The organism is Dyella amyloliquefaciens (assembly GCF_004296575.1).
Classification (GTDB): Bacteria; Pseudomonadota; Gammaproteobacteria; order Xanthomonadales; family Rhodanobacteraceae; genus Dyella; species Dyella amyloliquefaciens.
In genome coordinates, this window is record NZ_SAYT01000003.1 from 66,064 (window position 1) to 80,624 (window position 14,561).

Below are 14,561 nucleotides of genomic sequence, written 5' to 3' on the forward strand. Positions count from 1 at the left end.
GGTAGGCCCGGTCTTCGCCCCTGGGAACGTCAGTCTTCCCCGTGAAGGGCGCCGGGCAATGGATGGCCCCTTGGTAAGAATCAGACTTATCCGACTGCGTCTTTGACGGACGCGTGCCAGAATCCTTCCCGCGTTCCGCCATCTTGGCCGGGCAATCTAGTCGTGGGTTCACCTGTGATCGTCGAGTCCGCTTCGTGAGAAGCGGGCATTTCGGTGCATCCGGCGTGCGCCCAGGGCCGGCGATTGCCGCCTTTGTGTTCATCGGATGAAACCCAGGGAAGCATCATGGATCTGTTGCGATTTCTCCTCCTGCTGCCGTTGCGCCTGCTGCGCGGCTTGTTGGCTGGCATAGCGCTGGTACTGCGCCCGCTGCTGGGGCAGGTCAGCTGGTCGGCGCCGGCGTGGATGCCGGCCACCGGCGGATGGATTCGCCGCCGCCCCGTGCATGCGACCGCGACGCTGGTGGCCGCCCTTGTGGTGGTGGCAGGTGGCTGGTTTGGCTGGCAGTGGTACCAGAACCGGCCGAAGCCGGTCGAGCCTTCGCGCATCACCCTGTCCGTCGATGCGCCGGCCATCACCGACTATACGCAGCAGCCCATCGTCATCCATCCCTTGACCGTGAATTTCTCCGGCTCCGCCGCGCCGATCGAACAGGTGGGCAAACCGGTGACGAGCGGCGTCGTGATGCAGCCCGCCGCCAAGGGCCAGTGGACCTGGATCGACGACCACACCCTGCGCTTCATGCCCGCAGAGGACTGGCCGGTGGGGCGTCACTATGAGGTTCGCTTCGATACGGCGAAGGCTTTCGCCAGCCACGTGCTGATGGCGGATGATCACTTCGCTTTCGATACCGCCGCCTTCGCGGCGAAGGCGGAACGCGGCGAGTTCTACCAGGACCCGCAGGACGCGACGGCGAAAAAGACCATCCTGCCGGTGACGTTCAATTATCCCGTCGATACGGCCGACTTCGAGAAGCGCATCATGGTGGGGCTGGCGCAGCGCGGCAGCCGTGATGTGCCGCTCAAATACACGGTCACCTACGACCAGTACAAGCTGCACGCATGGATTCACTCGCAGCCGCTGTCGCTGCCGCGCGACGAAAGCAGCGTGAACTACGGCATCGACAAGGGTGTGCGCAGCGCTCGTGGCGGCGATGGCGTGGCTGAGGCGATCAAGGCGCAGATCCGTGTTCCTGGCCTCTACAGCCTCACCATCGATGGCGTCGATCCGACCCTGGTCGACAATGAAAAGTACGAGCCCGAGCAGGTGCTGGTCGTCAATGTAGGTGGCGCGGTGCGCGACAGCGAACTCGCCGGCTTGACCAAGGCGTGGATCCTTCCCGCACGCAAGTCGGGCGTAGATCAGGGGGATGACGCGCCTCCTTACGCCTGGCGCACGGGCGAAGTCGGCGACGCTGAACTACGCCAGGCGCAGCCTCTCAAGCTCGAGCTGGTGCCCACCGAAAACGACTACGAGGCGGTGCAAAGCTTCAAGTATCACGCCGAGCCGGGACAGCGCATCTATGTGCGCATCGACAAGGGTCTGAAATCCTTCGGTGGCTACATCCTGGGCCGGCCGGCTGCGGCCGTAGTCACGGTTCCCAATTATCCGAAGCTGCTGCATTTCATGGCGGACGGCTCATTGCTGTCGATCTCCGGCAGCAAGCGCATCTCGGTAGTCTCGCGCAACCTGCCTGGCTTGCGCATGGAGATCGGGCGCGTGCTGCCGGACCAGTTGCAGCATCTGGTGAGCCTCAACCAGGGCAGCTATACGCGTCCCGAATTGAGCTATGCCTTCAGCGAAGACCATATCGTCGAGCGCTTCGAGCAGAAGCGCAGCTTCCCCAAGGGCGATCCGGCCAAGGCCCATTACGAGGGCATCGATCTAGGCCAGTATTTGAAGGAAGGCAAGCGCGGCGTATTCCTGCTGCACCTGTCCAGTTATGACGCCGTCGCCGAAAAGAAGCGCGAGGACGCACGCAAGGCGGCGGAAAACGAGCCGCAGGCCGCGCCGCGCAACGACGGCACGGATGCGGAATCGGATGCCGAGGAGGGCGACCAGGGGGAGATGTCGGAAAGCGATGGCAACGATGGCTCGGTGCCCGCCGATACCCGCATGATCGTGGTCACCGACCTTGGCATGCTGGTGAAACGTTCGCTCGATGGCAGCCAGGACGTCTTCGTGCAGTCGATCCGCACGGGCCAGCCGGTCGCCGGTGCCAACGTGACCGTGCTTGCGGTCAACGGGCAAACCTTGTTCAGCGATACCACGTCCGCCGACGGTGTCGTGCATTTCCCCACCTTCAAGGGACTGGAGCGCGAGAAGCAGCCGACCCTGTATGTGGTGAAGAAGGCCGATGATCTTTCGTTCCTTCCCATCGGTGGCTACAGCAGCTACGACCGCAAGCTCGACTTCTCCCGGTTCGACGTGGGCGGCGAACGCAACGCGCAGAATGACGGACAGCTGTCGGCCTACCTGTTCTCCGATCGCGGTATCTATCGGCCGGGCGATACCTTCCACGTCGGCCTGATCGTACGCGCCGCCAGTTGGACGCGCAGTGTGGTCGGCATTCCGCTGCAGGCGGAAATCGTCGATCCGCGTGGCATGACGGTGAAGCAGCTGCCGATGTCGATGGACGCTTCCGGCTTCGGCGAGCTGGCCTATGCGCCGGCAGAAACCGCGCCCACCGGTACCTGGACGGTGAACCTCTACATCGTCAAGGACGGCAAGGCCGGCGCGCAAATCGGCAGCACCACCGTGCAGGTGAAGGAATTCCTGCCAGACCGCATGAAGGTCGAGGCGCGACTGGCTGGCCAGGTGTCGGAAGGTTGGGTGAAGCCCGATCAGGTCAAGGGCATCGTTGACGCCATGAACCTGTTCGGCACGCCGGCGGCAAATCGCCGCGTGGAAGCAGCGCTGACACTGCGCCCCGCATGGCCGGCGTTCCGCAGCTGGAAGGACTACCACTTCTACGACCCGCGCCGTGCCAAGGAGGGTTACGAGCAACCTCTTCAGGACGGCAAGACCGACGACAAGGGTCATGCCGAATTCGACCTCGACCTCAAGAAATATGCTGACGCGACCTACCAGCTGTACTTCCTCGCCAAGGCCTACGAGCCCGAGGGTGGGCGCAGCGTCGCGGCGGCGGCGCAGACCCTGGTGTCGAACAACGACTGGTTGGTCGGCTACAAGTCGGTCGACAACCTTGACTACGTGAATCGTGACACGCCGCGCAGCGTGCATCTGGTGGCTATCGACCACACGGCCAAGGCGATGGCGCTGAAAGAGCTGAAGGCGCGACTGGTCGAGCGCCGCTACATCTCCGTGCTGACCAGGCAGGACTCGGGCGTCTACAAGTACCAGTCCAAGCTCAAGGAAATCACGGTCAACGAACAGGCCTTGGCGATCCCCGCCGAAGGCATGGATTACGCGTTGCCCACCGACAAACCAGGCAACTACGCGCTGGTGATCCTGCGCAGCAGCGACGGCGTCGAAGTGAACCGCGTGGAGTATTCGGTGGCCGGCGCCGCCAATGTGTCGCGCTCGCTCGATCGCAACGCCGAGCTGCAGCTCAACCTGAGCAAGGAAGACTACGCACCGGGTGAAACGGTCGACATCGCCATTCGCGCACCCTATGCCGGCAGCGGCCTGATCACCATCGAGCGCGATAAGGTTTACGCGCACGCCTGGTTCCATGCGGACACCAGCAGCTCGGTGCAGCACATCACCGTGCCCGCCAGCTTCGAGGGCAACGGCTACATCAACGTGCAGTACATCCGCGATCCGTCCTCCGACGAGATCTTCATGAGTCCGCTGAGTTATGGCGTGGTGCCGTTCTCGGTGAACCTGGATGCACGGCGCAACGACATCAAGGTGGAATCGCCGGCCGTGGTAAAGCCGGGGGAGACGGTGACGTTGAAGCTAAGCGCGCCACAGCCCACGCGTGCAGTGGTGTTTGCGGTGGACGAAGGCATCCTGCAGGTCGCGCGTTACAAGCTGGGCGACCCCCTGAAGTTCTTCTTCCGCAAGCGCATGCTCGAAGTGGGCACCTCTCAGATCCTCGACCTGATCCTGCCGGACTTCGAGAAGCTGATGGCCATGGCGGCGCCGGGCGGTGATGCGGATGCCGCGATCGGCAGGCAGCTCAATCCGTTCAAGCGCAAGCGTGACAAGCCGGTGGCGTACTGGTCGGGTATCGTCGACGTGAATGGCGAGACCGAGCTGCGCTACCAGGTGCCGGACTACTTCAACGGCAAGCTGCGCGTGATGGCGGTGGCGGTCTCGCCGGAGCGCATCGGTACCTTCGAGGGCGCAACTACCGTGCGCGGTGACTTCGTGCTCTCGCCGAACGTGCCGACCACGCTGGCGCCGGGCGACGAGGTCGAGGTCAGTGTTGGTGTTGCCAACAACCTTACGGGATTGGGTGGCAAGCAGGTGCCGGTGGCGGTCACGCTGAAGACGGGCCCCCAACTGCAGGTGCTCGGTGCGCCCACGCAAAACGTCAGCCTTGGCGAGATGCACGAAGGCGTGGTCACGTTTCGCGTCAAGGCCACTGACAAGCTGGGCTCCGGCAACCTGAGCTTTGTTGCCGGCTATGGCGACAAATCGGCGCGGCAAAGCGTGGACGTGTCGGTGCGACCGGCGTCCGCCTATCGCACGCAGGTCGATGTCGGGCGCGTCGATGCGGGCAGCAAGGTGGACCAGCCGGGCCTGCGCCGCATGTACAGCGAATACGCTTCGCGCGATGCCGCGATCTCCACGATCCCGGTGGTGTTGTCGAGTGGCCTGACCACGTACCTGGTCAACTTCCAGCATTACTGCAGCGAGCAGATCGTCAGCTCTGCGATGCCACGTCTGGTCGTTTCGAAGTGGCCGCAGGTGAAGGCATTTGCCGATGCGCTGCAGCCTAAGCTCGAGGGCAAGACGCTCAGCAACGACGAAGCGCTGGCGCAGTTCCTCGATGTGCTGCACACGCGCCAGAACGGGCAGGGTGGCTTCGGCCTGTGGTCGGCGACGCCGGATGCCAATCCGTTTGTTTCCACCTATGCCATGCACTTCCTGCTGGAGGCGCGCGAACGTGGCATCACGGTGCCACGGGACATGTTCGACGCCGGCAATCGCTATCTGCACCAGCTGGCGGCGGACGACACGCTCGACGGCCTCGATCTGGTGCGCCAGCGGGCCTATGCGGTCTATCTGCTGACACGCCAGGGCAATGTCACTACCAACGACCTGGCCGCCGTGCAGAAGCGGCTGCAGGAGGCCTATCCGGACCAGTGGCGCAACGATCTGGCGGCTGCATGGCTGGCCGCGTCGTACCAGCTGCTCAAGCAGGACAAGCAGGCCGCGCAGCTCATGGCGGGCCCGCAGAAGCTGCTGGAGCGTACCGCCGCGGACAAGGATTACAGCTATGGCTATTACTACGATCCCCTGATCCGCGATGCCAGCACCTTGTACCTGCTCAGCAAGCATTTCCCCGAGCGCGCCAAGGCACTGTCGCCGCGCGTGATGGAGAACCTCACCTGGCCGCTGTCGCACGGCTGGTACAACACCTTGTCGTCGGCCATGACCATGCTGGCCCTGGATACCTACGCCACGCAGGCTGGCGGCGAGCTGGACAAGCTGCGCATCGACGAAGTGCATGCCGATGGCAGCGTCAAGTCGATCGCGTCCCTGCAGGCGAACCTGCTGCAGGCGGGTAGCTGGGACGCCGCGGTGAATCGCCTGCGCTTCACCAACGGCAGCGGGCTGCCGGCCTGGCGCGTGGTGAGCCAGGGCGGCTATGACCGTGACGTGGCGAACAAGGCGATCAAGGACGGCCTGGAGATTACCCGCGACTACACCGACGTGAACGGCAAGGCGATCGACCAGGTCGCGCTGGGCCAGGAAATCGATGTGCACGTGAAGATCCGCGCCACGGGCAACGACGGCGTGGACGATGTCGCCATCGTGGACCTCTTGCCGGGCGGCTTCGAACCGGTGATCCAGCCGCCTCCGGCCGTGACCGACCAGCAGTCGAATGGTGACACCCAGGAGGATGCGGGGGGCGACAGCACGGTCACGCCTGGTGAGTGGCGCTCGCCGATCGGTGTCGGCAATGCGACCTGGCGTCTGGAGTATGCGGATATACGTGAGGATCGCGTGGTGCTCTATGGCGAGGCGTTGCCGGATGTCGGCGAATTCGTCTATCGCATCAAGGCCACCAACGCCGGCAAGTTCATCGTGCCGCCGGCCTATGGTGAATCGCTCTATGACAGGCGCATACAGGCGCGCACCGCCGGTGGTGCGAGCTTGACCGTAACGCGTCAGCCCTGAGGACAAGGGCGCGCCTTCTGGGAGGAAGGCGCGCCCTCCGTATCGACCATGCCCAAACGCGCCATTCTTCAACGCACCGGACGCGGCCTGCTGCGCGGGTTGCAGCGCTGGCAGAACTGGCTGGTGGGCGGTGCGCTGATCGCTGCCGTGCTGCTGGGTTTTCGTTATTGGCCGCACAAGCCGCTGCGTGAGTGGCTACCGTCATCGACGGCGGTCTATGACGCGCGCGGCCGCCTGATGCGACTGACGCTCGCCAGCGATGAGCGCTATCGACTATGGGTGCCGCTCAAGGACGTTTCCCCCGCATTGGTCGAAGGCGTGCTGCTGCATGAGGATCGCTGGTATCGCTGGCATCCGGGCTTCAACCCGTATGGCCTGGTGCGCGGTGCGTGGGTGACCTATGTAAGCCATGGCAATCGCCAGGGCGGTTCCACCGTCACCATGCAGCTGGCGCGTCTGTTGTGGAGGCTCAATACACGATCGCCCTGGGGCAAGCTGCAGCAGGTCACGCGTGCCGTACAGCTGGAGCTGTTCTATTCCAAAGACCAGATTCTCGAGGCGTATCTCAACTATGCGCCTTACGGACGCAATGTCGAGGGCGTCGGTGCGGCGAGCGTGGCGTACTTCGACAAAGCGGCCAGCGCGCTCAGCTTGCCGGAAGCGCTGACGCTCGCCGTGATTCCGCAGGATCCCTCGCGTCGCCTGCAAGCCAGCGAGGGTTCTGCCGAAGTGATCGGAAAGCGGCTCGAGACCTCGCGCAATCGCCTCTACGCGCGCTGGAAGGCTATGCATCCGCAGGATGCCGCGTTGCAATCCTTGTTCGCCTTGCCATTGCGGTTGCGCCCGTTGTCCCGGCTGCCGTTCGAGGCACCGCACGCTGTTGACCAGATACTCGCAGCGCGTCGCGTCGGCACGCTTGGGGAGGACAGTCGCGTCGTCAGCACCCTGGATATGGATCTGCAGCATGTGCTTGAGCGCCAGGTTGCCCTCTATATACAGCGCAACGATGCGCGCGGTATCCGCAACGCAGCGGCCCTGCTGGTCGACACGCGTGACATGGGCATCAAGGCGCTGGTGGGATCGGCCAACTATCGCGACGCCGGCATCCAGGGCCAGGTCAACGGCACGCTGGCCAAGCGTTCGCCGGGGTCGACGCTCAAGCCCTTCATCTATGGTCTTGGTTTCGACGAGGGCGTGCTGCATCCACAGACAGTGCTGCGCGATGTGCCCACGGCCTTCGGCCCGTATACGCCGGAAAACTTCGATGGTCATTTCCTGGGGCCGGTAACCGCCACTGAAGCCCTCGTGCGCAGTCGCAACATCCCTGCCGTGTGGGTGGCCTCTCAGCTGCAACAGCCGAGCCTTTATCAGTTCCTTCGCGATGCAGGCATCAGCCGCATGGCCAGCGAGAAGCACTACGGGCTCGCGCTCGTGCTGGGTGGCGGCGAGGTGACCATGCAGGAGCTGGCGAGCCTGTACGCCATGCTCGCCAATCGTGGCGAACTGCGTCCGCTGCGGCTGCTTGAGAGCGAGCCGAAAACCTCGGGAACGCGACTGCTCAGCGATGAATCCAGCTTCATGGTGATGGACATGTTGCGCCAGAACCCGCGGCCCGACGAAACGACGGGCGCCCAGCCGGGACGGCTTCCGGTGTACTGGAAGACGGGTACATCGTGGGGATTCCGCGATGCGTGGACGGCCGGCAGCTTCGGCCCGTACGTGCTGGTCGTGTGGGTCGGCAACTTCGATGGCAGCAGCAACCAGGCTTTTGTCGGCGTGGAGGCGGCAGCACCGCTGTTCTTCCAGATGGTCGACGCCTTGCAGGCAGCCCGGCCACACATGGTCGAACCGCTGCGGCATATGCCGGCGAACCTGCGTCGGGTCGAAATCTGCCTGGCCAGCGGCGATCTGCCAAACCAGTGGTGCCCGCAGCGCGGCATGACCTGGTTCATCCCGGGCAAGTCGCCGATCCGCGTCAGTCAGGTGCACCGACCGGTGGTGATCGACGATGCGACCGGCCAGCCGGCCTGTCCTCCCTATATGGGCAAGCGAACGCACGTGGAGGTCTACGAGTTCTGGCCGTCAGAGCTGCAGCGAGTATTCGTTCAAGCCGGCATTCCTCGCCGCACGCCGCCGCGTAACGATGCATGCGGTGATGCAGGAGTCGATGGAGAACCACCCGCCATTACCTCGCCATTGCGCGGCAGCATCTACGCAATGCGCCTGAAGCGCACTGGAGACGATCGCATTGCCTTCTCGGCCAATACAGATGCGTCGGTGCGCGAGATGTACTGGTTCGTCAACGATGCCTATGTCGGGCGCAGTGCCCCGGGTGAGCCGTTGTTCTGGCAGCCGGCCGCGGCTGGCAACTATGAGGTTCGCGTAGTGGATGATCGTGGTCGCAGCGATGCGCGTCCCTTGGGCGTCAGCGTGGTGGACTAGCGTCAATCTGTGCCATGCGTCATGTCGCGGTGGCGCCGGGAGGCTGCGTTAGACTGACTGCTTCCCCGAGACAAGTGCAGCCATCGCATGACTTCGTCACCGGCACCATCGTATTACCGCGCCACGGCCACTCCGTATGAGCCGTACGCACCCTTGCAGGGCAAGGTCGATGCGCGGGTCGCCATCATCGGTGGCGGTTTCGCCGGCCTGCATACGGCGCTGGGTCTTGCCGAACGTGGCGTGCGCGACGTCGTGTTGCTGGAGCGCGAGAAGATAGGCTTCGGGGCGTCGGGTCGAAACGGCGGTTTTGTCTTCGGCGGCTATTCGCTGGGCGAGCAGTCCTTGCTCGACCAGCGCGGTGAAGCGAAGGCCCAGGCGTTGTTCGGCTTGACCACGCAGGCGGTGGATCGCATTCGCAGCCTGACGCAGCGTTATGCCATTCCCTGCGATGTGGTGGATGAGGGTGTCATCTGGGCCAACTGGTTCCGCGATCCGAATGTGCTGCGTCAACGGCAGGAGCTGCTGGCCAAACACTATGGCGTGTCCTGGGACTGGATGCCGCAGCATGAACTGCGCGCACGCATTCATACCACGCGCTACTACGACGGATTGTATGAGCGGCACGCGTTGCACCTGCATCCGCTGAATTTTGCCATCGGCCTTGCAGGTGCGGCGGCATCGAATGGCGTACGCATCCACGAGAACACCGACGCCTGGCAACTCAAGCGCGATGGACTGCGTTGGCGCGTGGAGACCGCACAGGGTGCCGTGCATGCCGACCAGGTCGTGCTGGCGTGCGGAGGGTATCTGGCAGGGCTGCGCCGGCAGGTGGACAGGGCGATCCTTCCCATTGCCACCTACGTAATGGTGACGGAGCCGCTCGGCGATCGCATGGCTGATATCCTGGAGACGCGTTCGGCGGTCTACGACACGCGTTTTGCGTTCGACTATTACCGTCCGCTTCCCGATGGGCGATTGTTGTGGGGTGGACGCATCTCGGTACGCGACCGTTCGCCGAAGTCCGTGCAGCGCCTGCTGATGGCCGACCTGTTGCGTGTGTTTCCCCAATTGAAGGGCGTACGCGTCGACTACGCATGGTCGGGCCTGATGAGTTATGCGCGTCACCAGATGCCACAGATCGGGAACACGCCCGATGGCCTTTGGTGGGCGCAGGCGTTTGGCGGGCACGGGCTGGCACCGACCTGCGCCGCCGGTGAACTGCTGGCATCCGCATTGGCGGAGGGCGATGATCGCTGGAAGCAGTTCGCCGACTACGGCCTGGATCGCACCTATCGCCCGTTCGGCTATCTCGGTGCGCAGGGCAGTTATTGGTGGCAGCAGGGCAAGGACTGGTTCAAGACGAGGTTGGAAGGATGAGCGAGACGACGATCCCGACGGAAATCAGCTGGGCCGACTTCGAGAAGGTCTGCCTGGTGGCTGGCACGGTAACGCGTGTCGAAGCTTTTCCGGAGGCGCGCAAGCCGGCCTGGAAAGTGTGGGTCGATTTCGGTCCCTACGGCGAGAAGAAGACCAGCGCCCAGATCGCGCAGCTGTATCGCGCCGAGGACCTGGTAGGGCGCCAGATCGTGGGGGTGATCAATTTCCCCGAGAAGCAGATCGGCCCATTCCGCTCGCAGTTCCTGTTGACCGGTTTCCCTACCGATGGCGGCGTGGTCATCACCGCCATCGAGCGACCCGTGCCCAACGGTACCCGGCTGGCCTGATCAGCCCAGCGCAGGTACCAGCTCCACGCGGGGACGCCGGCGGATAAGCAAGGCGATCACCGCGGCGATCACACCGCTCGCACCCGCAATCACGAACGGCTGCAGGTAGCTGCCACCCTGGGTGCGCATGAAGCCGGCGAGGAACGCGGCGCTCGCTGCACCTATCTGATGACCCGCCGCGACCCAGCCGAACACCACCGGTGCATCGCGGTCGCCGAAGGCTTCGGCGGCAAGACGCAGCGTCGGCGGTACCGTGGCGATCCAGTCCAGGCCGTAGAACACGCCGAACAGCGACAGGCTGTAGAACGAGAAGTCGGAGTAGGGCAGCCAGATCAGCGAGAGACCGCGCAGCGCGTAGTACATGAAGAGCAGCTTGCGCGGGTCGTAGCGATCGGTGAGCCAGCCCGACATCGTGGTGCCGATCAGGTCGAACGCGCCCATCATCGCGAGCAGGCCGGCCGCACGCACCTCGGGGATGCCGTGGTCGCCACACATTGCGATGAAGTGCGTGCCGATGAGGCCGTTGGTAGTGAATCCACAGATGAAGAACGTCGCGAACAGCAACCAGAACGTGCGCTGCTTCGCCGCTGTCACCAGCGTGCCGAGTGCGATCGACAACAGGTTGCGGCGCGGCGGTTCGATGGCCTCGTCTTCGGTGGCGCCATAAGGACGCAAGCCGATATCGGAAGGGCGTTCCGGCAGCAGCCACCAGGCGAGCGGGATCAGCAAGGCGCAGCCCGCCGCCACCGTCCACACCACGGGACGCCAGCCGCCGTGGTCGGCAATCGCCGCCAGGGCCGGCAGGAAGGCCAGGGTGCCCGTGGCGGTGCTGGCGGTAAGCAGCCCCATCATCAGGCCGCGGTGGGTGACGAACCAGCGATTCACCACGGTGGCGCCAAGCACGATGGCCACGCACCCCGAGCCGATGCCGGAAAAGATGCCCCAGCTCACCAGCAGGTGCCAGGGCTGGCTCATCCAGGCGCTGGCCGAAATCGATGCGGTCATCAGCGCCAGCGCACCGATCAGCGTGCGCCGGACGCCCACGGCCTGCATCAGTGCGGCGGCGAACGGACCCACCATGCCGTACAGGAAGATGCCCACGGCGGCGGACAGTGAGATGGTGTCGCGGCTCCAGCCAAAGGCCTGGCCCAGGGGGAGGATCAGCACGCCAGGTGCGGCGCGTACGCCGGCGGCGGCAAGCAGGGCGAGAAAGATCACGCCGGCAACGACAAAGGCGTACTTCTGGCCGAAGGGACGGGTGCGCTGTATAGTCATGTTACCGACCGGTACGTTTGGTCTGCGGATCATACGTACCGATCGGTAACATAGTCAACCGTGACTGCCATGCCGACCAAACGTACCGAACCCTCCGCGCCCGTCCCGCCGGACGACGCCAAGCCCAAGGCCGCCGAGCGCATTCGCCGGACGGCCCGCGAACTGTTCTATCGCGAAGGCATTCGCGCCATCGGCGTGGAGGAGATCGTCACGCGCGCCGGCGTCACCAAGCCCAGTCTCTACCGCAGCTATGCGTCCAAGGACGAACTTGCGGCCGAATACCTGCGCGACTATGAACTCGCTTTCTGGAAGGTCTTCGAAGCGGGTGACGAGAATCATCCTGGCGATGCGCGTGCACAGTTGATGGCGTATTTCGAAGGCTTGGCGCATCGCGCGACGCAGGCCGGCTATCGGGGCTGCGGGCTCACCAACGCTGTCGTGGAATATCCCGGCGACGAGCATCCTGCGCGCAAGGTGGCGCAAGCGCACAAGCGCAAGCTGCGCGCACGCCTGGTAACGATGTGCGCGTCGATGGGCGCGAAATTACCCGAGCAATTGGCCGACGGTTTGCTGTTGTTGCTGGAGGGCACCTTTGCTTCCGGCCAGCTGTTCGGCAAGCAGGGGCCGGCACGTTCGCTGGTGGCGGTGGCGGAGCAGCTTATCGACGCATCGTTGCGTTGATCCGGCCTGCGGTCAGGGCGCGCGTTTCTGCGCGTTGTCCAGCCACACGCCCAGGCCCTGGGCATTGAGCTCGATATCCATGCCAATGAGTTCCAGCAGGTCGTCGCGGTTGCCCTGCCAACCGTGCGCCCAGGCGCGGGCGCCGTAGAGCCCGGTCAGCTCCTCCTTCATGGCTGCGTGACGCTGCGAAGGCTCCGGATGGTCGTGCTGGGCCGCTTCCGCGATCGCCACCATCGCGTCGATCTGCGCATGCAGATCATGGCCGAGGCGCTCGACACCTTCGACGCGGTTGTAGTGCGTGAGGTACATCGCGGCGGGCTTCAAGGCGACCAATCGATCGATGGACGCATGAAGCGCCTGCGGATCGAATTGCACCGGCGAGGTGGTGGGCAGGATGAAGGGGCCATTGGCGGTGTCGAACTCGCGATAGGAAAGCCCGAACACGTCGCCGGTGAAGCACACGCGCGCGCGTTCGTCGTACACCGTGAGGTGGTGGCGGGCATGGCCCGGTGTATCCAGGCAACGCAGCACGCGGCCCGAGAGGTCCACTTCATACCCGTCCGGAGCTTCGATCACGCGCTCGGCAGGTATCGGGCGAAGCCGGCCATAGGTCTCTTCCATCACCGATTCGCCGTAGACCGCGCTGGCACCCGCCCATAACTGGCTCGGATCGATCATGTGGCGTGCGCCACGTGGATGCACCACCAGTTTCGCGTTCGGCAAGTGCGCGATCAGTTCACCCGCGCCACCGGCGTGGTCGAGATGGACGTGAGTGAGGATGAGCCAGTCGACATCGGCGGGAGACAGTCCCGCGTCGCGCAGGCCATCGAGCATGCGCGGGACGGCGTAGTTGGTACCGCAATCGATGAATGCGCCGCGGCCGTTCTCCACGATGAGATAGGCCGCGTCGAAGTGAGGTCGTACGAAACCCGTGTCGATGGTGTGGATGCCGTGGTTCATCGCCAACCTCGCGCTGAGTGGATCAGGCGAGGTTAGCAAGCCCGGCGGGGCAGGGCACTCCCACCTTGGTCGAGAACGCTCAGGGAGCCGCGTCGACCAGCACGAGTTCGGCATCCTCGAGCGCCGTCACCACGAACCTCGACTCGTTGTGGATGGCCGCGCCGTCACGCGCATCGAGCTTCAGTCCGTTGATTTCGACCTTGCCCTTGGCCGGCACCATGTAGGCGTAGCGATTCGGCGCGAGCTCGTACTCGGCCTTTTCGCCGGCCTTCAGCGACGCCCCGAGCACGCGGGCATCGGTGCGCAGAGGGAGTGCGTCGGTGTCCTCCTTGTAGCCACTCGCCAGTGCGACGAAGCGTCCCGAGCGCTCACCCACGGGGAACGGCTTGGTGCCCCACGACGGCGCATCACCCTGCTGGTTGGGGATGATCCAGATCTGGAAGATGCGTGTCGCGCCAGGTTCGAGGTTGTATTCGGCATGCGTGATGCCGGTTCCGGCGCTCATCACCTGCACATCGCCGGCGACGGTGCGCCCCTTGTTGCCGAGGTTGTCCTGATGCGTGATGGCGCCTTCGCGCACATAGGTGATGATCTCCATGTCACCGTGCGGATGCGGCGGAAAGCCGGTCTGCGGAGCAATGGTGTCGTCATTCCACACGCGCAGTGTGCCCCAGCCCATACGTGCGGGCTCGTGATAGTTGGCGAACGAAAAATGATGCTTGGCATCGAGCCAGCCATGGTTGGCTCCGCCCAAGCTATCGAAAGGTCGACGTTCGATCATGCTGCACTCCTGCTGAAATGGATGCGCCCGTTGGCTTTTGCCAAGATAGGGCAGAGTGCTGCCGATACCAGTCGTTCAACGGGGAACGGACTGTTGCCGAAAAGCCTCGTATTGGAGGTTATCCAGCGCGCGCGACGAAGCCGTGAAAGGCATCGAGTCCACGCGCGCCATCCGAATCCGGCGAACAGGGCGGATGTTCTCGCTGGGAAGCGCAGAAAATTCATTCCGGGCTCTTCACAAATGCCACTGTTCTGTTACTATGTCTGACTCCGATGCGGGAATAGCTCAGTTGGTAGAGCACGACCTTGCCAAGGTCGGGGTCGCGAGTTCGAGTCTCGTTTCCCGCTCCAGTTTTCTGCAAAACCTCGGCTTTCCGAGGTTTT

8 protein-coding genes and 1 tRNA gene are annotated in these 14,561 nt (G+C 64.1%); 6 read left to right on the forward strand and 3 right to left on the reverse strand.

All coding sequences use genetic code 11. The features are described 5' to 3' along the window. Positions 1–285 precede the first annotated feature (285 nt). The 4 genes from EPB08_RS08815 (at position 286) to EPB08_RS08830 (ending at position 10,481) form a co-directional block, all read left to right on the forward strand. A complete protein-coding gene (locus EPB08_RS08815) occupies positions 286–6,315 on the forward strand; it encodes an MG2 domain-containing protein (protein WP_130618725.1) in 6,030 nt (2,009 codons plus the stop codon). Positions 6,316–6,363: 48 nt separating this feature from the next. Next, complete coding sequence (pbpC, locus tag EPB08_RS08820) at positions 6,364–8,757, forward strand: penicillin-binding protein 1C (RefSeq protein WP_130618726.1); 2,394 nt, start codon at positions 6,364–6,366, stop codon at positions 8,755–8,757. Between the two features lie 87 nt (positions 8,758–8,844). Continuing rightward, complete coding sequence (locus EPB08_RS08825) at positions 8,845–10,134, forward strand: NAD(P)/FAD-dependent oxidoreductase (RefSeq protein WP_130618727.1); 1,290 nt, start codon at positions 8,845–8,847, stop codon at positions 10,132–10,134. Beyond that, entirely contained in the window at positions 10,131–10,481 is a 351-nt protein-coding gene (locus EPB08_RS08830) for a tRNA-binding protein (RefSeq protein WP_130618728.1), read from the forward strand. The genes EPB08_RS08825 and EPB08_RS08830 overlap by 4 nt, the downstream gene beginning before the upstream one ends. On the opposite strand, the gene EPB08_RS08835 is transcribed toward EPB08_RS08830, so the two are convergent. Beyond that, a complete protein-coding gene (locus EPB08_RS08835; RefSeq protein WP_130618729.1) occupies positions 10,482–11,756 on the reverse strand; it encodes an MFS transporter in 1,275 nt (424 codons plus the stop codon). It abuts the gene before it with no gap. Between the two features lie 69 nt (positions 11,757–11,825). On the opposite strand from EPB08_RS08835, the gene EPB08_RS08840 reads away from it, so the two are divergent. After that, positions 11,826–12,437, forward strand: coding sequence for a TetR/AcrR family transcriptional regulator (locus EPB08_RS08840; RefSeq protein WP_130618730.1), 612 nt, complete (start codon positions 11,826–11,828; stop codon positions 12,435–12,437). Between the two features lie 12 nt (positions 12,438–12,449). On the opposite strand, the gene EPB08_RS08845 is transcribed toward EPB08_RS08840, so the two are convergent. Together EPB08_RS08845 and EPB08_RS08850 are read right to left on the reverse strand one after the other, a co-directional pair. Further along, entirely contained in the window at positions 12,450–13,397 is a 948-nt protein-coding gene (locus EPB08_RS08845) for an MBL fold metallo-hydrolase (protein ID WP_205746319.1), read from the reverse strand. A 79-nt stretch (positions 13,398–13,476) separates the two neighbouring features. Beyond that, on the reverse strand, positions 13,477–14,178 hold the full coding sequence (locus EPB08_RS08850; protein ID WP_130618732.1) for a pirin family protein: 702 nt from the start codon (positions 14,176–14,178) through the stop codon (positions 13,477–13,479). A 274-nt stretch (positions 14,179–14,452) separates the two neighbouring features. On the opposite strand from EPB08_RS08850, the gene EPB08_RS08855 reads away from it, so the two are divergent. After that, a tRNA-Gly gene (locus tag EPB08_RS08855) sits at positions 14,453–14,528 on the forward strand. Positions 14,529–14,561: the final 33 nt, after the last annotated feature.